Source organism: Pseudomonas sp. P106(2024), assembly GCF_057480815.1.
Genome location: NZ_JBLIYU010000019.1, coordinates 44,315 through 68,665 on the forward strand (window position 1 = coordinate 44,315; position 24,351 = coordinate 68,665).

The window sequence follows — 24,351 nt, forward strand, 5'->3', positions numbered from 1 at the left end:
CCCGTAACTTCGCGACTTCAGGAGGCCGAACGCAGGCCTTGCGGAGGGAGGTGACGGGCATGGATGCCCGTCAAGCGCTGGGGCCCAGGATGGGCCCTGCAGCGCGGTCCTCCCGGGAGCAAGGCCGGAGTGAGGGAACCCGGAGCGAAGCGGAGGGCCGGATGAATGGAGCGCCACGGCTTTGGTTACTTTGGCCACGACCAAGTAACCCGCCGTAAGGGCGGAAAGGTGAATAAGCGTCGACATCACAAATGAATGCGCATACAACTTCTAAAACCAACAACAACAACAACAACAACAACAGCAACAGATCAAATATCAGCTATAGCCAAACACCCCAACCCCACCAATCAAGCACAAAGCCTCAAAGGCTCCAACGTCCGGCAAAGCACATCAAGCACCCGCTCTTCCTGCTCATGAATAAAGAAATGCCCACCCGGAAACTTCGTCAGCGAGTACCCCCCGCCAGTCTCCCGCCCCCAAGCCTGCAACTGTTCATCACTGGCCCGATCCTCTTCACCACCCAGCACATGCAACGGACATTGCAACAACTGACGCGGCTCATACACATACCGCCCACAAAGCAAAAAGTCCGCCTGCACGATCGGCAAGGTCAGGCTCATCAGCTCCTGGTTGGCCAGCACTTCTTCAGGTGTCCCCCCCAGCTTGCGCAGTTCGCCGATCAGTTCGGCCTCCCCCCGAGGCTCGGTCCATTTGCCACCGGCATAGTCCTCCCGCCGGGTCGGCGCCGCCGTCCCACTGGCGAACAACGCCACCGGCGCCGGACACCCCAGCGCCCGCAGCTCGTGGGCCAGCTCAAAGGCGACCAGCGCCCCCAGGCTGTGCCCGAGCAGCGCGTAGGGCGCCTGGGTGGCGCCCCGCTGCTCATGGGCCAGCTGCCGGGCCAGCCCCCGCAGGTCGGTGTGCAGCGGATCGCCCATGCGCGCGCCACGCCCGGGCAACTCCACCGGGCGCACCTGCAGCCAGGCCGGCAGCTTGCGCCGCCAGCGGCTGTAGACCATGGCGCTGGCACCGGAGTACGGCAGGCACAGCAGGTTCAAGCTCGACACCGCCTTATTGCGCCGCGGCTTCGGCCATCTTCTGGCGCAGGCTCAGTGGACGCATGTCGGTCCAGACCTCATCGATGTAGGCCAGGCAGTCCTTCTTCAGGCCGCTCTTGCCCACCGCGCGCCAGCCGTTGGGGATCGCCTTGTAGTCGGGCCAGATGGAATACTGCTCTTCGTGGTTGACCACTACCTGGAACTGGATATCGTCGCGGTCGAAAACGGAAGTCATTGCCTGTCTCCTTGAATGATGAGTGCCGAACGCGCCGGGCGCAGGGCGGCTTCCATGAAAACGAAGACCGCACCGGAAAAATTAGGCCCATCCTGGAACTCTTGCTCGCCGCCCATGGCGCCCACAGGGTAACAACCAATGAGGGCTACTGTGCCGCACTCCCCCACCCCAACGCCTTGTACAGCGCAATCGCATCCAGGTACGACGCCGTTTCCGCCTCGGCCACCTCGCGCTTGATCGAGAACAGCGCACGCTGGTTCTCCAACACCGCCAGGTAGGTCCCCGCTCCACGCCGATAGCGCTTGTTGGCAATGTCGATGGCCTCGCTGCCGTGGCCGGCGGAAGCCACCAGGCTTTGCAGCCGCGCCTGGTTGCGCACCAGTTGCGTCACCGCGTTCTCCACCTCTTCGCGGGCCAGCAGCACGGCCTGCTGGTAGCGTGCCTGACTGCCCTCGGCCAGCGCCTCGCGCACCCGCAGGCGGGCACGGGCGTTGCCCAGGCGCAGCGCCGGCCAAGTCACCACCGGCGCCAGCTCGTAGGCGCGGGCGGCACTGCCCAGGTCGCCGCCGCGCAGGGCGAAGAAACCGATGAAGCCGCCCAGGTCCAGACGCGGGTACAGCTCGGCGGTGGCCGCGCCGACATCCTCGGTGCTGGCCGCCAGCTCACGCTCGGCGCTGACCACATCGGGGCGCTGGCCGATCAGCGCGTCGACATCGCCCAACGGCAACTGGCGCGCCAACGGCGGCAGGAACGGCGCGGCGCCCTGTTCCTGGCTGCCCGGCACCTGCCCGGTCAGCACGTCGAGGCGGTAGCTGGCCTGCTGGATTGCCGCCTGCAACGGCGGCACCGCCGCCTCGCTGAGCAGCAAGTTGGCATGGGCGTTCTGCTGGTCCTCGTACTGGCCGCTGCCGGCGCGCACCTGGGCGCTGGTCAGTTGCAGGGTCTCGCGCCAGGCCTCGACCTGATCCTCGGCCACGGCCAGGCTGCGTTTGAGCCCAAGCTGGAGGTAGTAGTTGCGGGCGACTTCCGCGGCGATACTCAGGCGCGCCTGGCGCAGGTCCGCCGCCGCCGCGTCGGCGCGGGCCTCGGCGGCGTCGGTCAGGCGTTGCAGGCGACCGAACAGGTCGATCTCCCACTGCACGTCGAAGCCGGCGCGGTACTGCTCGGTGCGCATGCGCCGCGGGTCGCTGCCATCAGCCGGCTGCTGCTGCTCCAGGCTCTGGTTGTAGCCGGCGCGGGCGGTGACCCAGGGATAGCGGTCGAGGCTGCGGTCGTCGAACAGCGCCCGCGCCGCCAGCAGGTTGGCATGGGCCTGACGGATATCGTGGTTGTTGGCCAGGGCCTGGTCGACCAGGCGCACCAGCTGCGGGTCGTCGAAGAACCGCCACCACTGCGCCGGCAACTCGCCACGGGCGGCGAAGGCGGCGCGCTGCGGGCTGTGCACGCCACTGGCCGGTACCTCGGCCTTTTGGTAATCGGGGCCGACGCTGCACGCAGACAAGGCCAGGGCCATCAGGGAGACGACGAATACAGGCTTCATGGCTGGCCCTCCAGGGTTTCGGCCAACGACCGCGCCCGCGCCGAACGCGCGGTGCTGGCATGGTCACGGGCCAGCAGGCTGTAGATGGTCGGCAGCACGAACAGGGTGAACAAGGTCCCCACCAGCATCCCGGTGACGATCACCACGCCCAGCCCGAAACGGCTGGCAGCGCCGGCGCCCGAGGCGAACAGCAGCGGGATCAGCCCCACCACCATGGCTGCCGTGGTCATCAGGATCGGCCGCAGGCGGATCTGCGCCGCCTTGCCGATCGCCGTGCGCCGGTCCAGGTGCTGCTCGGCCTGCAGGGTGTTGGCAAACTCCACCATGAGAATGCCGTGCTTGCTGATCAGCCCGATCAGCGTCACCAGGCCGATCTGCGTATAGATGTTCACCGTGGCCACCCCCAGCGCCAGGGGCAGCAGCGCGCCGCTGATCGACAGTGGCACGGTGATCAGGATGATCAGCGGATCGACCAGGCTCTCGTACTGCGCGGCCAGCACCAGATAGATCACCACCACGGCGGCGAGGAACGCCAGCATCAGGGCGTTGCCCTCCTGCTGGTACTGGCGGGCGTCGGACTGCCAGTCAATGCTGAAACCAACGGGCAATTCAGCCGCGACCTGTTCGAGGAACGCCACCGTGTCGCCCAATGTGACCCCGGCCGCCGGGATGCCCTGGAAAGTCGCGGCGTTCTGCTGGTTGAACTGGGTCAGGCGGTTGGGCTCGACCTGCTCGCTGACCTGCACCACGGTGGACAACGGCACCAGCCGGCCCTCCTCGCTGCGCACGTACTGCCGGGTCAGGGCCTGCGGGGTCAGGCGCTGGTCGCGCGGGCTCTGGGCGATGACGTCGTAGGAGCGGCCGTCGAGGCCGAAACGATTGAGGTAGTTCTCCCCCACCAGCACCGCCAGCGACTCGCCGATGTCCTGCATGCGGATGCCCATGCTGTTGGCCTTGGCGCGGTCGACCCGCACCTGCACCACCGGGTTGTTGTAGTCCAGGTCGCTGTCGACCACGGCGAACAGGCCGCTCTGTCGGGCCTTGGCCTTGACCTGCTCCATGGTGTCGAACAGCACTCGGTAATCCTGGGAGCTGCGCAGCACCATCTGCACCGGCAGGCCGCCCGTCGAACCCGGCAGCGCCGGCAGCTGGAAGGCAAAGATGCTGGTGCCTTCGACATCGTTCACCGCCGCCTGCAGGTCGAGCTGGATCTGCGAGGCGTTGCGCGCACGCTCGTCCCACGGTTGCAGGTTGATGCCGCCGATGCCCGAGGCGATGCCATCGCTGCCGTTGATGATCCAGGTGCTGACGGTCTCCGGCAGGGTGCGGTAGACCGTGTCGAGCTTGTCGGCGAATCGTTCGACATAGGCCAGGTTGGCATGCTGCGGCGCCTTGATCGCGGTAAGCAGCCCGGCCTGGTCCTCGGTCGGCGCCAGCTCGCGCTGCGGCAGGCTGTACAGCAGCGGCAGGCTGACCAGCACCAGCAAGGCGAAGCCGACACTGATCCAGCGATGTTTCAGCGAGAACCCCAATACATGGGCGTAGCGCTCGGCCAGCCAGTCGAAGAAACGGTTGGCGGCATGGGCCATGCGCCCTTCGGACTGACGCGCATCAAGCAGGAACGAGCTCATCACCGGCGACAGGGTCAGCGCCACCACGCCGGAAACCACCACCGCGCCAGCCAGGGTCAGGGCGAACTCGCGGAACAACGCGCCGGTCAGCCCGCCCATCATGCCGATCGGCGCGTACACCGCGGCCAATGTGATGGTCATCGCGATCACCGGCCCGGCCACCTCGCGGGCGCCGATCAATGCCGCCGCCACCGGTGTGCGCCCCTCCTCGATATGGCGGTGGACGTTCTCCACCACGACGATGGCATCGTCCACCACCAGCCCCACCGCCAGCACCATGGCCAGCAAGGTGAGCAGGTTGATGCTGAAACCGAACGCCAGCATCAGCGCCGCCGCCCCAAGCATCGACAGCGGGATGGTCACCACCGGGATCAGTACCGTGCGCAACGAACCCAGGCACAGGTAGATCACCACCACCACGATGGCCAGGGCTTCGAGCAGGGTCTTGGTGACCTCGTCGATGGAGGCCTGGATGAACCGCGCCGTCTCGAAGGCCAGCTCGGCCTTGACGTCCGGCGGCAGGGTCTGGCGAATCTGCGGCAGCAGCTGGCGGATGCCCTCGACGATCACCAGCGGGTTGCCGCCCGGGGTGGCGAACAGGCCCAGGTGCACCGCCGGCACGCCGTCCATGCTGGCGCTGGTTTCGGCCGAGGCGGCGCCGAGCTCGACGGTGCCGATGTCGCGGATGCGCACCAGGCCGTTGCCGTCGTTGCGGATCACCAGCTCGCGGAAGTCGCCGACCGAGGTCAGGTCGGTGTCGACGCGAATATTGGCGATCACGTACTGCCCCTTCACCTTGCCGGGTGCCGCCTGGTAGTTGTTGCGCCGCACCGCCTCGGCCACATCGGCGGCGGTCAGGCCCCGGGCGGCCAGGCGCGCCGGGTCGATCCACAGGCGCATCGACAAGGTCTGGCCACCGAACACCTGGACCTTGGCCACGCCTTCGATGGTACTGAGCAGCGGCTCGACCACCCGCGTGAGGTAGTCGGTCATGGCCGGAATCGGCAGGCTCGGGCTGGCAAAGCCGATATAGGCCACCGCCGTCGACTCCCCGGCCGAGCGCTCGATCACCGGGTCGTAGGCGCGCTCCGGCAGGCGGAAGCGCACCTGGTTGACCTTGGCCATCACCTCGGTCAGCGCCTGGGTCGAGTCGCGGTTGAGCTCCATGCGCACGGTCACCAGGCTGCGGCCCTGCACCGAGGAGGACGACAGGTAGTCGATGCCTTCCACCGACGACACCGCCTGGGCGATCGGCTGGGTGACGAAGCCCTGCATCAGCTCGGCCGGGGCGCCGGGGTATTCGGTGGTCACGGTGATGGTCGAGCTTTCCAGCAATGGGTACTGGCGGATCGGCAACTGCAGCAGCGACAGCAGCCCCAGCAGCAGGATCAGGGTGCTGACCACCAGCGCCAGCACAGGCCGGCGCACGAACAGGTCGGTGAATGTCATGGCGTGTTCTCGCTGGGGTCAGGCGCCGCTGGCCGGGGCCTGCAGGGTGTCTTCGGTGGCTTGCACGGCGGTGCCGTCGCTCAGGCGCAACTGCCCCGACACCACCACTTGGTCGTCCTCGTTCAAGCCCTGTTCGATCACCACCCGACCGGCCTGGCGCTCGCCGGTGCGCACCGCCACCCGCTGCACCACCAATGCACCGGCGGCGTCATCGTGGCGGGCGACGAACACCGTGTCGCCATAGGCGGTATAGGCCACCGCGGTTTCCGGCACGGTCAGCACCTGGCCGTCATCGGGGCTGGCCACCTGCACGCTGGCGTACATGCCGGCCGCCAGGCGCGCATCGGACTTGGCCAGGGTGGCCTGGACCTGCACGGTGCGCGACCGGCCGATCAACGGGTCGATGGCCGTGATATGGGCGGTGAACGGCGTGTCGGGGAAGGCATCCAGACGCACCTCGACCGGCTGGCCGGGGCGCAGTTGGGCACTCAGCTGCTCTTCGAGGGAGAAGTTGACGTACAGGCTGCGGGTGTCGATCAGGCTGACCACCGGATCACCGACATTGAGGTACTGGCCCTGGTTCACCCGGCGGATGCCCAGGCGCCCGTCGAACGGCGCGCGCACCGCCTTCTGGGCGATCACCGCCTCGGTGCGGGCCAGTTCGCCCTGGGCCATGTCGCGGGCCGCCAGGGCGTTGTCCAGCTGTTCCTGGGTGGCGGCGTTCTCGCGCAGCAGGTCCTTGACCCGCCGGTGGTTGGTCCGCGCATTGTCCAGCTGGGCCTTCAGGCGCAGGCGCTCGGCCTGCTCGGGGGCATCGTTGAGGGTGACCAGCACATCGCCCTTGCGCACCTGCTGGCCGGACGTGAAGTTGATCGCCGTCACCCGTCCGCCGATTTCGGCCGACACCAGCACCTGGTGCACCGCCTCCAGCTCGCCGACGCCGGCGAAGGCACGTTTCTGTGGTGCTTTCTGCACCGTGGCCAGGGCCACCTTGACCAGGTGCCGCGCCGGTGTCGCCGTGGCCTGGGCCTGGCCGGCATGGCGCCAGGCCAGACCGCCGGCAGTCACAAGCGCCAGTACCAGGACGCTGCCGAGTATCGCCTTGCTCTTCATCGCGCGTCCTCGCCTCAGGCCCAATTCAGGTTGAACAGGAAGAACGCCAGGATCGCCCACAGCACCAGCACCAGATGGGTGAGCTGCAGGCCTTCCTGGCGAATCCAGTAGCCGAACCACAGGCCACCGAGCAGCATGGCAAAGGTGAAGGCGAGGAAGGCGGCGAGCGCCAGGTTCAGCCAGGCGCGGGCCATGAGCGGGTCCTGGGCAACGATCAGCCCGTAGCAACCGATCCAGGCCGCCACGCTGGCGACCACCTGCAGCAGCAGGATCACCAGCAGCGCGGCGCGGGCCAGGCCGGTCGACTGGCAGGCCCGGCGCAGCAGGGGGAAGTCGATGGCTGGTGGCTGGCGCAGCGGCGCCATGGCCAGGGTGGCGCCGATGGCGCCAACGGAGCTGGCGAAAGCCTGCAGGTTGTTCAACACCGCGATGCTCAGCCACAAGGCCAGGCCCACGGCCTGGATGGCCTGGAACAGCCACAGGGAGGTGTGCAAATCCATATCAACGTCCGTATTGATGGCCTGGCCAGGGGGAACAGGCAATTACACAAGAAAACGCTTGGATATTAGTGGCAGCCTTGCCGATACACAAGCGCCCCTATTACAGGGGCGCATATTGTCTGAGGGATTGATGCGGATCAGTCGATGGGCATTCGCGTGCCGGGGCTGCGCTTCGATGCTCGGGCAGCCCCTACAGAGGTCGCGGTTCAGACCTGGCCGGGAACGCGCGTCAAGGCCTCACGAAAGCGCTGGGTGCTGGACAATGCCAGCACCAGGCCAACCACCGCCACGCCGCCACCGACCAGGCCGATATGCGCCACGCCCAGCTGGCTGCTGACGATGCTGCCCAGCAGCGCGCCGCCGCCGATGCCGATGTTGTAGATCCCCGAGAACAGCGCCATGGCCACGTCGGTGGCATCCGAGGCGAGCTTCAGCGTCTTGGACTGCAGGGCCAGGCTGAAGCTCAGGATCGCCACGCCCCAGACCATGCTCAGCCCGGCGAACACCGGGAAATTGCCCGACAGCGGCAGCAGCAGCAACAGGCACGCCGCCAGGGCGCCGATGGCGCCCACCAGGAAGCCATGGGGGAACCGCTCGCTGTAGCGGCTGAACAGCACCGAACCGAACACCCCGGCGCCGCCGAACAGCAACAGCAGCAGCGTGGTGCGCTCGCCGCCGATCTGCGCCACGTGCAAGGCAAACGGCTCGATATAGCTATAGGCGGTGAACTGCGCGGTGATCACCAGCGTCACCAGCAGGTAGGTGATCACCAACGCCGGGCGCTTGAACAGGATCGGCAGGCTGCGCAGCGAGCCGGAGTTCTGGCTCGGCAGCAGCGGCAGCGACTTCATCAGGCACAGCATGGTCGCCAGCGCCACCCCGGCAATGCACAGGAAGGTGATGCGCCAGCCCAGCGCCTCGCCCACCACCCGCCCCAGCGGGATGCCCATGACCATCGCCAGGGTGGTACCGGTGGCCAAAAGGCCCAGCGCCTTGGCCTGCTGGCCGGGCGGCGCCACGCGCACCGCCAGCGACGCGGTGATGGCCCAGAACACGGCGTGGGCCAGGGCAATGCCGATGCGGCTGACCAGCAGCATGGCGAAGCTCTGCGACAACCACGACAACAGGTGGCTGGCGATGAACACCAGGAACACGATCAGCAGCAGGCGCCGCCGCTCGATGTTGCGGGTCATCAGCATCATCGGCAGCGACGCCAGCGCCACCACCCAGGCATAGATGGTCAGCATCAGGCCGACCTGCGCGGTGGTCATCTCGAAACTGCGACCGATGTCGCTGAGCAGCGCCACCGGGACGAACTCGGTGGTGTTGAAGATGAACGCCGCCAGCGCCAGGGCGATGACGCTCAACCAGCTGCCGTTGCCGGCTGCAGGGGGCATGGAGGTGGGTACGGGTCCATTCATGTGAAGAGGTTTTTCTCCGCGGGCAAGGCAACAGGACGCACATCGCCTGCCCAGGTGCCAGGCCGGTGATGCACGTTTCTGATTATTGGAAGGATGCCCAGCATGGTACGCATCAAGCCCGGACCTCACAACCACGGACGCCGACGGAGTACCATGCACCCTTTTGTGGCAGCGCCACTCACCCTGCGGAACAAGGAGTTCGATCCGCCCATGGACAAGCAGCACCCCCAGCAGCAATGGCGCGAGGCGGTCATCGCCTACGCCGAGGCCATCAACCGCTATGTCGCGCAGGGCCGTGCGCAAGGCTGGGACGATCTGGAGGAGCCGCAGGCAGCGGCGACCGAACACCTGCTCGACGCCTGGCTGGCGGCGCTGCGGGCCATCAACCGACCCGGCGTCGAACCGGCGCAGCGCCAGCTGTTCCGCGAGGCCTGGCCGCCAGCGCACCTGCCGCTGGTGCCCCTGTTCGAGGAACAGGCCCAGGGCATCGGCAACCTGCTGCTGCTCGACGACGGCAGCCTGCTGGCGCGGATCGGCATGCCGTTCGACCGGGGCCAGGTGCTGCGTATCGACGACCAGGGCATCACCCCGGTGATTGGCGTCGAGCACTTCGGCCGCTGCCCGCAGCGGCGCTACTACGCCCTGGCCAATGCCGAAGGGGTGCGCGTGACCGATGGCTGGGGCGGCCCGCAGGTGGCCAGGCTGGCCTGGCCCCATGGCCTGGAAGGCTTGCCCGCCGGCTACCCGTTCGACCCCTTCGACCTGCCGCCGACGCCCACCGCGCTGCTGCCCTTCCCTGACGGCCAGCGGGTCCTGCTGGTCAGCAGCGACGGCATCTTCGTCCTCGCCGCCAACGGTGCCACGCGCCTGCTGCCACGCCAGGAGACGATTCTCGAGGACCTGCGCCAAGGCACCGATCCGGACGACATAGCCCTGGGCCTGGCCATGGAGCACGCCGCGTTGTCACCGGATGGCCGGCTGATCGCCCTGGGTGAGCAGTGCGGCCGGCACCTGGTGCTCGACGAACACTTCAGGCCCATCGCCGAAGTCGGCCCGGCCAGCGAGTACCCGCACTTCGCCCTGTTCAACCGGCGCGGCGACCAGCTGATCCTCAACGCCTGCCATTTCTACCAGGGCGGCACCGTCGGCGTGCGGGTGGCCGACCTGCCGGGGCTGGACACCGGCTTCTACAGCGAGGACCCGCGCACGCCGCTGTTGCAGGACGGCGCGCGGATCTACGCAGGCGTCACCCGCGAAGGCGAGTACATCGTCGGCGACGCCCATGGCTATCTGCGCGCCTTCGGCGAGGACGGCAGCGAGCACTGGCAGCACTACCTCGGCTCGACCATCAGCGCCATGGACATCAGCGCCGACGGCCGCACCCTGGCGGTGGCCAGCCATGCCGGCTTCATTTCACTGATCGCCCTGGACAGCGGCCGACCGCAATGGCAGATCGGCACCGGGGCGCATGGCGAGGTACGACGCTGGGTGTGCTGGAAGGGGTTCGAGCAGCCGCTGGCCTGGTAGGCCGGCGGCGCCCCGGAGATGTGCCCCTAACGGATACGCTGCAAGACCCGTCAGAACCCATAGCGCGCAGTCGGTCCGTCGCGCCGCTGGCCATTGGATCCAGGCAAAGAAATGTAACAGCCTGCCATTCGGCAAGCCCGAGGATCGCGACTAGGCTCAAAATCATGTGATGCCGGGCCCCTCTGACGGTTTGCGCCGCCATGTCGGAATCACTGTTGCCATGCAACGTCGACAATCAAGGAGGGGCTCATGACGGCTCTGCAGCAATTCCTCTTCACGCCTTTTCTCGGCACCAGCGCCTGGTTGTGGCTGGTCTTCATCACCATCGTCATCGCCTTGCTGGTCCTCGACCTGGGTGTGCTGCACCGCCAAGACCGCGAGATCGAGATGCGCGAAAGCCTGCTGCTGTACTCGGGCTACTTCAGCGTCGGCGTGCTGTTCGGCGTGTGGGTCTGGTATGAGCTGGGCGCGCAACCGGCGTTGGAGTTCTACACGGGTTTTCTGGTCGAGCAATCGCTGTCGATGGACAACGTGTTCGTCATGGCGATGATCTTCAGCTTCTTCGCCATCCCCCGCCGCTACCAGCACCGCGTGCTGTTCTGGGGCATCCTCGGGGTGGTGGTGCTGCGGGCGATCATGATCGGCGTGGGCGCCGCGCTGGTACAGCACTTTGCCTGGGTGCTGTACCTGTTCGGCGCCTTCCTGCTGTTCACCGGGGTGAAGATGGCGCTGTCGAAGGACGACGCCCACCCGGACCTGGCCAACAACCCGGTACTGCGCTTCGTGCGCCGGCACATGCGCGTCACCGACGAGTTGCATGGCCGGCACTTCTTCGTTCAGCTCACACCGCCCGGAGCAACGCGGGCCATCCGCTATGCCACGCCGCTGTTCCTGGCCCTGGTATTGATCGAACTGGCCGACCTGGTGTTCGCCGTCGACAGCGTACCGGCGATCTTCGCCATCACCCAGGATCCGTTCATCGTCTACACCTCGAACATTTTCGCCATCCTCGGCCTGCGCTCGCTGTACTTCGCCCTGGCGGCGCTGATGCACCGCTTCGTCTACCTCAAGTACGCGCTGGCGCTGGTGCTGATCTTCATCGGCTGCAAGATCTTCTGGCACGGGCTGGTGGGCAAGGTGCCGGCCGGGGTGTCGCTGGGGGTGACATTCGGCCTGCTGCTCGGCGGCGTGCTGCTGTCGCTGCTGCGCACCCGCGACAAAAAGGCGGATCCGACAGCGGTCGATGAAGCCCGACGATAACGAGCCGGGCAGCAGCGAAGGCCAGGACTCCTGGCCCATCGCCGCTGCCCGGCAGCCCCGGCTCATAGCAACAGGTTGCCCCGCTCCTCCTCGGTCAACTGTGCCTTCGCCCGTTCATCCAGCGCCCCGGCCCCGAGCACCTGCACCGGGCTCTGGCGATTGTACTGGGGGTTGAGGCTCGCCCCGTCCTGCCCCGGCACCAACCGCTCGCCACCGAAGCCCAGCACCTGCACGGTGATCACCGACGGCTGGCGCTGCCTGGACGCGGCCTGCTGCTGGCGCCCCGCCTCTTCGGCGGCCTGGCTGGCCGACGATGCCGCGGCGCTGGCCGAGGCGATCGCCCCGGTATTCACCGAGGCCACCGCCGGCATGCCCTTGGCGTCGCCCTGGACCTGGATGTTGGCGGCGTTGACCACCTGCAGCGCGGCGATGTTGACATTGCCCGATACGCGGATCCCGGCCTCGCCAGCGTCGATGGTGCCCTGCGGCGCGATCAGGTCGATATCCCCCGGCGGCACCTCGGCGATCGGGTTGAGCGTGGCGATGCCGGCGCCGGTGCTCGGCACGCTTGGCGCCAAGCCGACGTTGCCCCACAGGTCGTAGGTGCGTTTGGGCGGGGTATACACCACGGTGGTCTTCGAACCGCGACCGGCGTTGATGTCGCCCTGGGCCGACCAACCGAGGATCGAGCCGCCGAAGGTGGTCATGATCCGGCTCTGGCCGAGCAGGATGCTGCCGTGCGAGTACAGCTGGATATCGCCGCTGCCCTGGGTGATCACCCCGGCGGTGGACGGTGGCGCCTCGCCCTCGATGCCGAACACCTGCTGGCCACCGGGTGTCAGCACCTGGATGCCGCCGCCGAAGTCGGTATGGATGCCCGCCCCGCCATAGAACGTGGCGCTGCCGCCATAGCTGATCGGATTGCCGGCCACATCCCGCTCAGGGAACAGCGTGGCGATCGCCTGGCGGCCGCGTACATAGCTGCCGGTACGCGGGCCGTTGACGTCGTTGTACTCGCGTCCGCCTTCGCGCAGTTCGCTGAAGTAGACCTGCCGGGCGAAGATGCGCTGCTGCTCGGCGGGCAAGGCGGCGAAATAGTCACGGCTTGCGGCGCTATCGCCGGTGAAGTCGAAGCGTTCACGCAGCCAGGCCTGCAGTTCCTGGTCGTAGACCTTGAACGGCTGGTCCGGCTGGCCCTGCTTCGTGCTCAGGTAACGCTCGAGCAGGCGGGTATAGTCCGGACCGGTCTTGCCAGCGCCGACGATGATGGCGATGGCCGCGCCGTCGTTCCCGCCACCGCTGCCATCGACCCGGCCAATGCTGTTGATCGCCGCCTCCTGGTAAGCCGAGCCCACGCCCTGGCCGGACTGGAACAGGTTGCCCCCGGCCACCACTTCCAGCTGGCCGGGCCCGGCAACATTGAAGGTGCTCAGGCGAATGTCGCGGCCGGCGCTGATCAACGAGACATCCAACGCGTCGCCATGAATGATCAGGTTGCCCGAGGAATGGATGTTGCCCTGATCCCCTGCCACCATGCCCGTCGCCCCGAAGCGCTCGGTCCCCAGCGCCTTGCCTGCATTGACGATATCGCGCCCGGCCATCACCCGCACCGGCCCTGCGCCCTGGTACAGCTTGAGCCCGGTCTGCTGGTATTCAATGATTTCGCCGGTGTTCAAGCCGAGGATGTCGCCCGCCAGGGCATAGAAACGCGCAGGCGCCTGCGGCCGCTGCCCGGCCCTGTAGGTGTTGAGCCCATAGGTGAACAACGGCGCCGTATCCAGGCTGACGGCAACGTCCCCGCTCAGGTTGCCGGCCCGGTACACGAACGCGAAGTCCTGGCCCAGCATGGCAGGTCGCTGCGGCGTGGCGATGGCTGAGGTGTCGGTGCCGGCCTGGCTGATCACATAGCCACCGGCATAGATCGACTCGCCCGCGATCAGTTGCAGGGCGCTGCGCGCAGACGGCGCGGTCATCAGCGAGTACGCCGACGTCGCGACGCCCCGCTCGCTGGCCGAACTGCCGTAGTACAAGCTGCCGTTGGCCGCCAACACGCGCAGGGCCGTCGGGTAGAACAGCCGCCCACCGTAGAGCGGCAGGTTGCGCCCGGGTCGGGTGTCGTCGAGGTTGACCGGCGTGACATTGCCGCCCAGGGCCAGCAAGTCAACGGCGGTGGTCTCGCGCCACAGCGAGAACCAGCTGCTGCCCTGCCCGGCATAGCGCATACCGTTGTCGCCGAGGAAGCCGGTCATGTTGAACTGCGGCACCCGACCTGGGTCGCCCACGCCTTGCACGACCAGGTCGCCGCGGCTGTCCAGGCGCACGGCGGCATCGCCCGGCATCAGCGTCAGGCCACCCAGCGCCGCCGCCTTGGTCGAGGTGAAAGGGTCGTAGGCACGCGACTCGCTGCTGTCGTTGAAGGCGAAGCTGCTGCCATAGACCTGCCTGACCACGCCGATACTGCCCGCCTGCACATTCAGGGCGCCGCGCAGGTTGACCAGCGTGCCGCCCAGGTCGGGGGTGACGCGCGCCATTTCCAGGGCACTGGAATCTGGGTTGATGGCGCCGGCCACACGCAGGTTCAGGTCGCCGCCTCCGGTCTGCACCAGGCGGCCGTCCTCGGTCATCCGGCCACTGCCGCCGACCACCAGGTTCAGGCCCTGGCTGCGCTCGGCCTCGACGCCCGCGGTGTTGCTGCTCTGCAGCAGGCCCGCCGAACCGTCCACGCCGACATCCAGGTTGCCGCCGCCCAGGGTGCCGATGCCGGTGAAGCCCACCAGCCAGGGCTCGGCCACCGTGGCCTGGGGCTGCTGGGCGAAGGTGCCGAAGTTGACCCACCAGGCCGCCGGGGTATCGGCGCTGGGCTGTCCCTGGCGCCACAACCAGTTGCCCACCGCGGCCGACGCCACTTGAGGCCTGGCGAGGGCACTGCCGGTCCTGGTCGCCACCAGGTTGCCCGTCAGGTCGCCGCCGGCGGCGATGCGCAGGTTGCCGCCCTGCTCCGGATACCAGGCGCGGTACAGGCTGTCGGTCAACGCTTCATAGGCCGTGCCGGCGCCGCCCAGCACGCTGCCGTCGGCCAGCCGGCCACGGGCGACCTGGTGCGGATCACTGCCGTCGCGCCATAGCGACGGCGCCTGGGTGCCGGCGGTGTAGACGCCGAACAGCGAGTCCATGCGCCAGTCGCCGGCGCTGAGCAGGTCCAGATCGCCGGTGCCTGTACGCAGCACGCTGAACATCAGGGTCTGCGGCGTGACCTCGATACGCTCGGGCTCGCTCGGCGCATCAACCTCCACGCACCAGCCGGGGATTGAGCACAGGTCCATGTCGGCTTCCGCCACCGGGGTGCCGGGCTCCATGCCATAGGTGTTGTCCGGCCCCCAGACCCAGATCTTCTTGCCGCCCACTGTCTGGTCCACGCACCAGCCGGCGATGTCGCACAGCACCAAGTCCTCGGGCGCCACCGGGGTACCCGGCTCCATGCCATAGGTGTTGTCGGGGCCCCAGACCTTGATGGTCTTCACTGCCGGCTCGCACCAGCCGGCGATCTCGCACAGCGCCAGGTCCTCGGGCGCCACCGGAGTACCTGGCTCCATACCGTAGGTGTTGTCCGGCCCCCAGACCATGCCGGTGCCGGTATCCCCGCCGCCGCTGCGTTTCTGCTGCGCCATGTAGTGCAGGTCGGCCAGGCGCAACACGCCGGCCTCGGTGTCGGGGCGGGTGATGCGGCTGTCGGCGGCATCCAGGTCGGCGCCGGCCACCAGGCGCATCGACCAGGACTGCGAACCTTGCGCCAGCATCTGCGCCAGCGCCCAGTTGCGCCCCTGCTGGCCATTGACCGCGGGCCGCAACTCGATCAGGTCGACGCCCTCGGCCAGCTTGACGTCGGTGCCGGCCGGCAGCCGCGAGCCCACGGCCAGGCCCAGCACGCCGCGCAGGGTCAGACCGCTGCTGGGCAGGGCAACGCCCTTGCTCCAGGTGCCGCCCTGCACCGCCACGCTGACCGGCAGGCGGCTGCCCGCATCCAGACGCGTGCCAACGGCCAGGGTGACCGGCTCGCGCAACAAGGTGCCGGCGGCATACAACAGGTTGCCGCCGGCATCGCGCACCGGGGCCTCGAGCACCGTGCCCGCAGGCAGGGTCAAGGGCGCCGACAGGCTCAAGGCACTGGGCAGGCGCTGGTTGGCCGGCAAGGTGGTGGCGGCGAACGGCAGGTCGAAGTTGAGCAGGCTGCCTTCGGGGAACCGCGTGCCCTCGGCCAGTTCGACGCCGCTGCGCGGGATCACCAGGTCGCTGTCGAAGGGCTGCTTGCCGGGCACCAGCAACCAGCCCTTGCCGTCCGTGCGTGTGTCGTCGGTGGCCAGGTCCACCGGCATGAAGCCGTCGCTGATGCTGCCGTACACCTCCAGGTTGCCCCCGGCGCGCAGCACCAGGTTGCCCACCTCGCCTGAACCGTAGACCGAGGTCTGCGCGGTCAGCGGATTGAGGCTGGCGTAGCGATGGCCGGACAGGTCCAGGTCGCCCTGCACCACCAGGTCGGTGCGGGCATCGGCCGTGGCGATCTCCACGCCCGGCCGCAGGTGCAGGGCCTGGACGTAGCGGGTGTTGTTGAGCCCGGCCAGACGCACCTCGAGCAGATCGCGATTGCCCAGCAGGTGGTTGATGAACTGCACGCTCAGGTCGTGCTTGCGGTTCAGGTAATCCTGGTCGATGACCTGGACCGGCCGACCACTGACCGAAGTGCCGCCCGGCGCCGCGTCGGTATAACGCTGGTTGCCGACCACCGCGATGGAACGGGCACCGAGAATGTCCACAGGGCCGCGCACGTCGATGGCGATATCACCCGCGGTATCGCTGCCCTGGCGCGGGGCGATCAGCTCCAGGGTGCCCCGTGGGCGGCCATCGCCCTGCCCGGCGGCGGTGCCGTGGCGCAGGTCGATGCGCGCGCCGCTGGCCAGGGTCAGCTGGCCCTGGCCACTGTTGAGTTCGACCACGGCGCGGTTCGGCGCGTCGATGATCGCGCCGTAGCTGTCGACCCGCAGCCCACTGCCGTGGGCATCGAGCAGCGCCCCAGCGCCGAGGGCAAGGCCACGTCCGGCGGCCAGGCGGATGCTGCCGACTTGCTCGCCGCTGGCATCGACATGGCCCTCGATCCTGAGCTGGCCATTGTCCAGCGACACGTTGATCTGCCGTGCCTTGAGCTCATCGCCGATCACCAGGTCGCCCTGCTTGATCTGGAAGCTGCGCGCGCCGAACACTTCGTCGCGGTTCAGGCGCTGGTTGAGGCCGGCGAAATCGTCTAGGTGCCGGGCACGGATATCGACCGCGCCACCCGCGTAGGGGACCCGCGTGCCGGCGGCATCATACTGGCCGCTGGCAGCCCCAAGAATCCGGCCGAGCAGCTCGATGCCCCCGCCCTGCTCACCCAGGGCGATGGCGCTCAGGCGACCGGCGCGGTTGTTGCGGGCACTGAGGTCGATCAACGCGCCGGCGGCCTGGTGAATGTTGCCGAACTGACTGCCGAGCACCAGCTCGCCACCCCAGCTGTACTGGGTCACATCATTGAAGGTCAGGGTGCGCCCGGCCAGGTCCACCCGCGCGGCGTCGCCCAGGCGCAGGTCGTCCACGGCCTGCAGGGTCAGGCGGCCACTGGGCAGGCTGAAGGTGCCGTCGACCAGCAGTTGCCGCGCCTTGAGGCTCAACTCGGCCCCCAGTGCCTCGCGGCCGCTGGCCAGCGTACCCGTAGCGCCTTGCACACGCAGGGTGCCGCCGGCCTCGATGCGGTTGAGCGAACCCGCGGTGCCGGTCCACAACGGCGTGTCCACCAGCAGGTCGCCACCGCTATAGGCGAAGCCGCCGTCGGCCTGGTAGTCGCCACGGCGGTGATGAACCAGCAGGCTGCCCTTGTGGTTGGCCGTCACCTGGTGGCTGGCGTGCAGTTCCACACGGCTGAAGCCCAAGGTCTGGCGCGCCATGTCGGCGCTGCCGTCGGGCTGGCTGTTGGCACCATAGCCGAATTCCAGGTCCTTGACGCGGATGGCCAGCACGCCATCGCCACTGCCGGCCCCACCCGCGATCGGCGCACCCGCGACGTTACGGGCACCGCTCCAGATCAAGCGTTCGGTGCGGATGGTCGCCTGGTCGCCGGCCAAGCCACTGCCATGGATGGCCGGCACGCCGAGGACCAAGGCCTGCAGACGGTTCTTGCCGGTGACCGGGTCGTAGGTGTCGAGCGCGGTGGTACCGAAGAAATTCAGCGAGTCGGACGCCGCCAGCGTCAGGGTCTGCAGAGCAGGCACGCCATCGGCCGGGCTGCCCTGCAGCAGGCGGTCGAGCACCTGCTGGTAGAGGGTCAGGCCCTGACCCAGGACACCATTGGCCAGGGCCTGGGCCAGCGCCTCGGCGCTGCCGACGTTGATCCGACCGACCGACAGGCCCAGGTGACGGGTGCCGAAGGCCACGCCATCATCGAGGCTGAAGGTCTTGTCGGTGGCGGCGAACAACGAGCCTTCCGAGTACAGCCGGGTGCTGCCCTGGCAATCGCCGGCGCTGCAGCCGCCAATGAGAATGGAACCCGGCGCCCCGCTGGTGGTGAGTGGCGAAGACAGCACCTCCAGCCGACCATTGGACACCGCCAGCAAGGCGCGGCCATTGCTGTTGATGAAGTAGCCGTCATCGGCACCGAAGGGCACCGCGCCACGGCCAAGGGTGACGAGACCGGCCCCCTGCTCGACGACGATACCGCCGTGCGGATCGTTGCTGGTCAGGAACACTTCGCCGGCCCGCAGCTCGGCCCCCGAACGCACCCAGATATCGCGGGTGCCTTCGAGGAAGGTCATCTGGTTGCCGCCCTGGCCGTAGAGCACATTGGCCCGCCCGCCCAGGGTCAGCCGGGGTGCCTGCAAGGCATTGAGCTCGCGTGCCGACAGCACCGCGATGTTGTCGCCGATGGCCTGGCCGCTGCCGCCATCGGCGACGATCTCCAGGCCCCGGGCGCCGAACACCGCCGCGCTGCCGGCATGACCGCCCTGGGCGGCGGCGAAGTTCACCCGCCCGGCGACACGCAAGGTACTGGCGGCGTCATTGTTGGTCTGCACCCGCAGGTTCAGCCACTTGCCATCGGCCTCGATCGCCGCGCGCGGCACGCCCTTGGCCACGGCATCGGCGCGCACGAAGTCGGCGTAGGCCATTTCGTTGTACTGCGAATAGCGTCGCAGCACGTCAGCTGCGGTCAGGATCACCTGGCTCGGCAGCGCCTGGCGGATACCGGTGTTGGCCACCGACAGGCTGCCCGTGGTGGTCCATGAACCGTTGCGCATCGCCTGGCTGCCAGAGCGTCCCACGGCCGTGGCCAGGCCATTGAGCTCGACCCTGAACGCGCCCGGCAGCAGGGCGTAGCTGGCCGGCAGCAAGGTGTAGGTGCCGGCCGCCAGGCCTGGAATGCTGCCATCCAGGGTAATCTGCTGGCCGATCCCCGGCGCCGTCACGCCGGCCTCGCCGGTAACCGGTGCATAGGGGCCGGAGAAGCTTGGCACGATGGCATAGACCGGGTTGCTGTCCAGGGTGGGCAGGACCAGACGCCCCTCGCCATCGAACTGCATCAGCGGGTGGTAGCGGGCATCGGTGGAGCCGCCACGTCCGGAGACGAATCCGGCCCCGGTCAACATGCCGCCCCCGGCCAGGTCGATCAGGGCGTCCTGGCGAACATCGATCGATTTGCCGTTGAGCGACACCCCATAAAGGCTGTCGCCTGCCGCCCCCACCAGCTTCACCGCCTCGCCACCGAACAGGTAGCTCAAGCCGTCCACCGTTGCGCCATAGGGCATGACCAGCCCGGCCGCGCTGACCGAGGTGATGCTGCCCGGCAGCAGGGTCACGGACTGGGTGCCCCCCGTTTCCTGCCCCAGCGACAACCCGCCCAGCGGCGCCCGCAGCACGCCGCCCTGCTCCACCTTGCCGGCGATCAGCGCCAGTCGGCCGAATACCGAGAACGGTTGCTCGGGCGTGCCCTGGCCGGCCCTGCCAATGCGCAGGGTGGCGTTGGCGCCCGTCTCGATCTGGCCGAAGGCACCGGTGGTCGGGTAGATCTGCGCGGCGAGCAGCTCCAGGTCGGCATTGCCGCGCAGCAAGGTGCGGTCGGTGCCCTCGCCGACCTTGCCCAGCACGCGCAGGTCGCCCTGGCTGCGCAGGCTGCCCAGGGCAAAGCCACGCCGATCGAAATCCAACGTGCCGCCCGTAGCCAAGGCCAGGCTGCCATGGGCGCCCAGGGTCAGCGCATCGCGCAGGTCCAGCAGCTGCGCGTCGACCTGCAACAGCGCCGCGCTGTCCTGGGTTGACAGGCCGCCCTTGAGGGTCGGTCGGGTCGCCTGCTCAGCGCTGCGGTGGTTGCTGCCCGCGAGCCGCACATAGGGCGCCTGCAGGTGAACACGGGCGTCGCCTGCGCTCCTCTGGGCCAGCACCAGCGAACCGGTGTACAGCTGCAGGCTGCGGGCCATCTGCAGATCAATGTCGCCATCGAACGCCACCACGCCGTCGCTGAGCAGCGACAGGCTGTCGAAGCCCCCAGCAGCGATCCTGGCGACGTCGAGGCGCCCCTGGCCATAGCGCAACGGTCCGCTCTCAAGGCCAGCAGCGCCCTGGGCAAGGGTCAGCTCGCGGGGTGCCTTGACCCCGTCGACCAAGCTGGCATTGAGGTACAGACCGGTGTCCAACGCCACCTCCAGGCTGCCGCCCGCAGCGCCACGACCACCGGAAGCGGCACTGAAGCTGCCGTTCAGGCGCAACCCATGGCTCGACGCCAGGCTGATGCGCCCGCCGTTGCTGGCCACGGCCACCGGCCCCTGGCCACGGATATCCAGCGTGGCCTGGGCGCCATCGGCGCGCAGGCGGGCGCCTTCGGCCATGTCCAGGAACAGGTAGGCGCCGTTGCTGGTGCCCAGGTTGTGGTCGATCTGCCCGCCGATGACGATGCTGCCGCCGTCATCGACCCGGCCATAGCGGCGCCCCTGCAGGTCAACGGCCGTGACCGCCCGACCGGACACATCGATCAGGGCCTGGTCGCCGAGGCGGATGGAGCGCTGGTGCGCGCCTTCGGATACACCGGAATCCATGGCCGGCAGCCACGGCTGCAGCAGACTGACACTGCCGCCCCAGGCATTGAGGGTGCCGTTCAGGGTCAATTGCGCGGTGCTGCCCAGGCTGATGGACTGCAACGGGTCGACACTGATCGTCGCGCCGCGCCCGACCTCGAGCAACGCTGCTTCGCGCACGGTCTGGGCGAAACGGGTATCGCCCGCCGCCAGGGCCAGGCTGGCGCCGGCACGCGACTCCAGGGTGCCGGCCACGGCGTTCTGCACGAGCGGCGGCGCCAGCCAGACCTGCGCCTGACCACTGACCGGCTGGCTGGCGTCAAGCCGCTCCACAGGCCGGGTGACATCGATACGACTGCCGGCGGCCACGCTCAGGCTGTGATTGCCGGTGATGGCGTAGTGGGCGAAGCCGCGGCTGAAGAAATCCTCGGCCAGATGCACGCTGGCCTTGCCATCGGCGGCGGCGCCAATGCTCACCCGGTCGGCGGCCACGGTCAGGGTGCCCGCACCACTGCTGCCGTAACCGCGCAGCTCACCATCGAGGCGCATCCGGCCGATCCCGGCGCTGTTCAGCACGCTGCTCTGCAAGGTCAGGTTGCCGCCACTGCCGCCGAGCAGGCGGTTGGCTTCGCGGCGCACCACCCCACCGGATACGTCCAGCACGCTGCCGCTGTCCAACAGCACATCACCGCTGCTACGCAGGCTCAGACTGCCGCCGTTGCGCCAGGCCCGCTCGCCGGGACTCACACCTTCACTGCGCAAGCCGCTGACATCCAAGCGTACGCCGGCGGCCACGCCGACCTGCGCGCGCAGCCCTGTCGGGGTAACAAGCGGCAGGTCCTGCAGGCTGGCGAGGACCCGCTGCCTGAGCACATCGCCCAGGACCATCTGCCCGCCTCTGGCGGTCAAGTCGGCATTGACCTGCACCTGCGGGGCATAGAGCGTCAGGCTGCCACCGTCGGCCAGACGCAGGGCATCATCGACCTGGATACGCTGCTGAGCGGCGACCGTAAGGCCGCCCAGGGCCGAGCCGTTGAGCCAGTCGCTGTCGAGCAGCAGTTGCCCGCGACGCTTGTCGTCCAGCGGTGCCTGCAGGCCGATATCGGCGCTCTGCCCGCCCGCCCCTTGCCGCACCAGCACCTGCTGCATGACCGGGGTCAGGCTCATGCCCAGCGCCTTGGCATCGGAGAGATAGCCGGGCACCTGCTGGCCGATCACCAGCTGCGCGCCCTGGGCTCGGGCGCTGTGGACCTGGCTATAGCCGTCGCCTCCGCGCACCGGCGCCTGGACCTGGCGCTCGTCCTGCCAGGTCTGGCCGACCAGCTGGCCATCGAGCACCGCGCTGTGGGTCGCCACCACCAGGCTGCCGGCATCGCGCCCCACGGTGTAGCCCTGCTCGAAGCGCTGCCCAGGGGCGATCAGCGGATTGTAGAAGGTGCGGGTCTGGTCCCAGCGTGCGCTGTGCGCCTGGTAGCCTTTGTACAGGCCGGTGTAGAGCAGGTCGCCCGGGGCCCGCGACAGTTCGTACAGGCGTCCGTCCTCACCACGCAACCAGCTCTGGCGGACGTAGCCGTCCTGCACCGCCAGGGTGCCACCGGACAGGTTGATCTCGGCGCCGGCACGGGTCACCAGGTCCTGGCCGGTGAAGGTCACCGTGCCGCCCTGGGCCATCCACTCGCCGACACTGTGGTTGCGGGTGCCGAGGTAGCCGCCGACCTCAAGCAGGCCACCGGCGGTGTACCAACGATCGCTGGCGTAGCCGTTGACGCCCTTCTCGACATGCACCAGTTCCCGTACATCCACCCACACATCGCTGTTGATCAGGCCGCCCTTGTCACGGTTGCCGGCCGCGTCGCGCTGCTCGTTACCTTGCACGTTGATCTTGATCACGTTGCTTTCCATCGCCACCTTGACCCCGAGGGCCCCGGCCACATCGATGCGCGCGCCCTCGTCCACCAGGCTGCGCAGCCCGGCGCTGACCGCCACCTGGCCGCCGGTGGCCAGGGTCAGGGCGCCTTCCTGGAAATGCACGGTGCCGCCACTGACCACCTCCACCCGCGACTGCTCGGGGCGGTCGATGACCTTGCTCAAGTTGTCGAAGCGGCCCGTGGCATTGTTGCCGCTGACACCATCCACCACCTGCCGCGAGGCCTCCCGCTGGCTGTCGAGGGCCTGGCTGTCGTCGAGCAGCACGGCGGTGACGCTGCCCTTGCCGAAGCTGACCGTGCCGTTGGCGTCACTGGCCGAATTGAGCAGGTGTATGCTGCCCCGCCGGTCCACCGCGGTGCTGGCCAGGGCCACGCCGTCCTGGCGCACGGCATGGCCGGTCAAGGTGATGTCGCCGCCCGCGGCCTGGATCAAGCCAGCGTTGGCCACGCTGCCGGCACTGCTGCCGGCCTTCAGGCTGCTGGCGACCTCGTTGCCACGGGTGGTGGAGAAGGCGTTGGCCTGGGTGCCCTTGCCCCGGCGGATATAGAAGGCGTCACCGGCGGCCAGGGTGGCCTGGCCCTGGGGCGTGATGATCTGGCCTTCGTTGCTCACCTCGCTGCCCAGCAACAGCACGTAGCCGCCCCCTTCGGTGGAGCTGGCCGGCGCGCGGGTTTGCAGCTGCGCGCCGCGCTCGACCTGGAGCTTGCCGGCGGCCTCGGTGAAGGTGGCCTGGCTGGCGTTGTTGTCGACATAAAGCCCACGCTCGCGGAACTGCTCGTCGCTGACCTGCGCTGCCGCCGCCACCAGGTTGCGCACGTTGACCTGGCTGCTGCCGTTGAACACCACGCCATTGCGGTTGACCAGCATCACCGTGCCCTGGGCCTCGATCTGGCCCTGGATCTGGCTCGGCCGGGCATTGGGGTCGTTGACCCGGTTGAGCACCGCCCACTGCGCCTGCTGATCGAACTTGACCGTGGTGTCGCGGCCGACGTTGAAGGTCTCCCAGTTGAGGATCGCCTTGTCGGCGGTCTGCTCGATCAGCACCTGCGTCCTGCCGCCCACCTGGCTCTGCTGCGGCGCCTTGGCATTCTGCCAGCCCTTGGTCAACGGGTTCTCGTCGACCTTCAGGCCGCCCTCGCCCAGGCCGTTGGGCACGGTCTGCGGCTGCACCTGCGCGAGGGTACGCCCGGCGGCCTGGGCGGCCTGCTGCGCGGCGATGGCGGCCACGGTGTTGTTGAGGTTGCCCACCGACCGCTGGAACTGCTGGTTCAGGCGCTGCTGCTGTGCCAGCGGCGGTGGCGCGCCGGGCAGTTGCACGGTGCCGCCGACGCCGCCCCCGCTGGCGGGCGCAGCGCCCTTGGCCGCAAACCAGGCCGAGCTGAACGGCTGCGCGGCGTGGGCCGTGCCCGCCAGCATCAGCAGCGCGATGGCCTGGGCCAGGGGCTTGAGCAGCATGGGCTCATGGCCGACAGGCTGGCCACGGCGCTGGACGACGGTGGCTGGAGAGTCTGGCTGGTGCTGGCCGCGCGACATCGCAGGGTTCCTTGTGCTGGGTCATGGAAGGCAGTTCGGTGCGGCCGTGATGCCGCTTTGCCATAA

The 24,351-nt window shown here is 68.5% G+C and carries 10 protein-coding genes; 2 read left to right on the forward strand and 8 right to left on the reverse strand.

Going from position 1 to position 24,351, the window contains the following annotated elements:
• Positions 1 to 350 precede the first annotated feature (350 nt).
• From AC25M7_RS22825 to AC25M7_RS22855, 7 genes are all read right to left on the reverse strand, one after another.
• Positions 351 to 1,070, reverse strand: coding sequence for a thioesterase II family protein (locus tag AC25M7_RS22825; protein WP_028688760.1), 720 nt, complete (start codon positions 1,068 to 1,070; stop codon positions 351 to 353).
• A gap of 4 nt (positions 1,071 to 1,074) precedes the next feature.
• The gene (locus tag AC25M7_RS22830; RefSeq protein WP_003256222.1) at positions 1,075 to 1,296 is read right to left on the reverse strand and encodes an MbtH family protein; all 222 of its coding nucleotides are present in this window, start codon (positions 1,294 to 1,296) and stop codon (positions 1,075 to 1,077) included.
• 145 nt (positions 1,297 to 1,441) lie between these two features.
• Positions 1,442 to 2,836 carry an efflux transporter outer membrane subunit gene (locus AC25M7_RS22835; protein WP_036985697.1) on the reverse strand — a complete coding sequence of 465 codons (1,395 nt, stop codon included), beginning with the start codon at positions 2,834 to 2,836 and terminating at the stop codon, positions 1,442 to 1,444.
• On the reverse strand, positions 2,833 to 5,916 hold the full coding sequence (locus tag AC25M7_RS22840) for a MexW/MexI family multidrug efflux RND transporter permease subunit (RefSeq protein ID WP_486971498.1): 3,084 nt from the start codon (positions 5,914 to 5,916) through the stop codon (positions 2,833 to 2,835). Before AC25M7_RS22840 ends, AC25M7_RS22835 begins: the two co-directional genes overlap by 4 nt.
• 18 nt (positions 5,917 to 5,934) lie before the next feature.
• Positions 5,935 to 7,029, reverse strand: a complete 1,095-nt coding sequence (locus AC25M7_RS22845; protein ID WP_062363475.1) for an efflux RND transporter periplasmic adaptor subunit — start codon at positions 7,027 to 7,029, stop codon at positions 5,935 to 5,937.
• Between the two features lie 14 nt (positions 7,030 to 7,043).
• Positions 7,044 to 7,529: a DUF2165 family protein gene (locus tag AC25M7_RS22850; RefSeq protein ID WP_028688757.1), complete on the reverse strand. Its 486-nt coding sequence runs from the start codon at positions 7,527 to 7,529 to the stop codon at positions 7,044 to 7,046.
• A 206-nt stretch (positions 7,530 to 7,735) separates the two neighbouring features.
• A complete protein-coding gene (locus AC25M7_RS22855; protein ID WP_062363466.1) occupies positions 7,736 to 8,950 on the reverse strand; it encodes a sugar transporter in 1,215 nt (404 codons plus the stop codon).
• 210 nt (positions 8,951 to 9,160) lie between these two features.
• On the opposite strand from AC25M7_RS22855, the gene AC25M7_RS22860 reads away from it, so the two are divergent.
• Positions 9,161 to 10,477, forward strand: coding sequence for a hypothetical protein (locus AC25M7_RS22860; protein ID WP_084943219.1), 1,317 nt, complete (start codon positions 9,161 to 9,163; stop codon positions 10,475 to 10,477).
• Between the two features lie 249 nt (positions 10,478 to 10,726).
• A complete protein-coding gene (locus AC25M7_RS22865; RefSeq protein WP_036985693.1) occupies positions 10,727 to 11,737 on the forward strand; it encodes a TerC family protein in 1,011 nt (336 codons plus the stop codon).
• Positions 11,738 to 11,799: 62 nt separating this feature from the next.
• Here the strand turns inward: AC25M7_RS22865 and AC25M7_RS22870 are convergent, their stop codons facing one another.
• Positions 11,800 to 24,285, reverse strand: coding sequence for a filamentous haemagglutinin family protein (locus AC25M7_RS22870; RefSeq protein WP_486971499.1), 12,486 nt, complete (start codon positions 24,283 to 24,285; stop codon positions 11,800 to 11,802).
• Between the last annotated feature and the right edge of the window lie 66 nt (positions 24,286 to 24,351).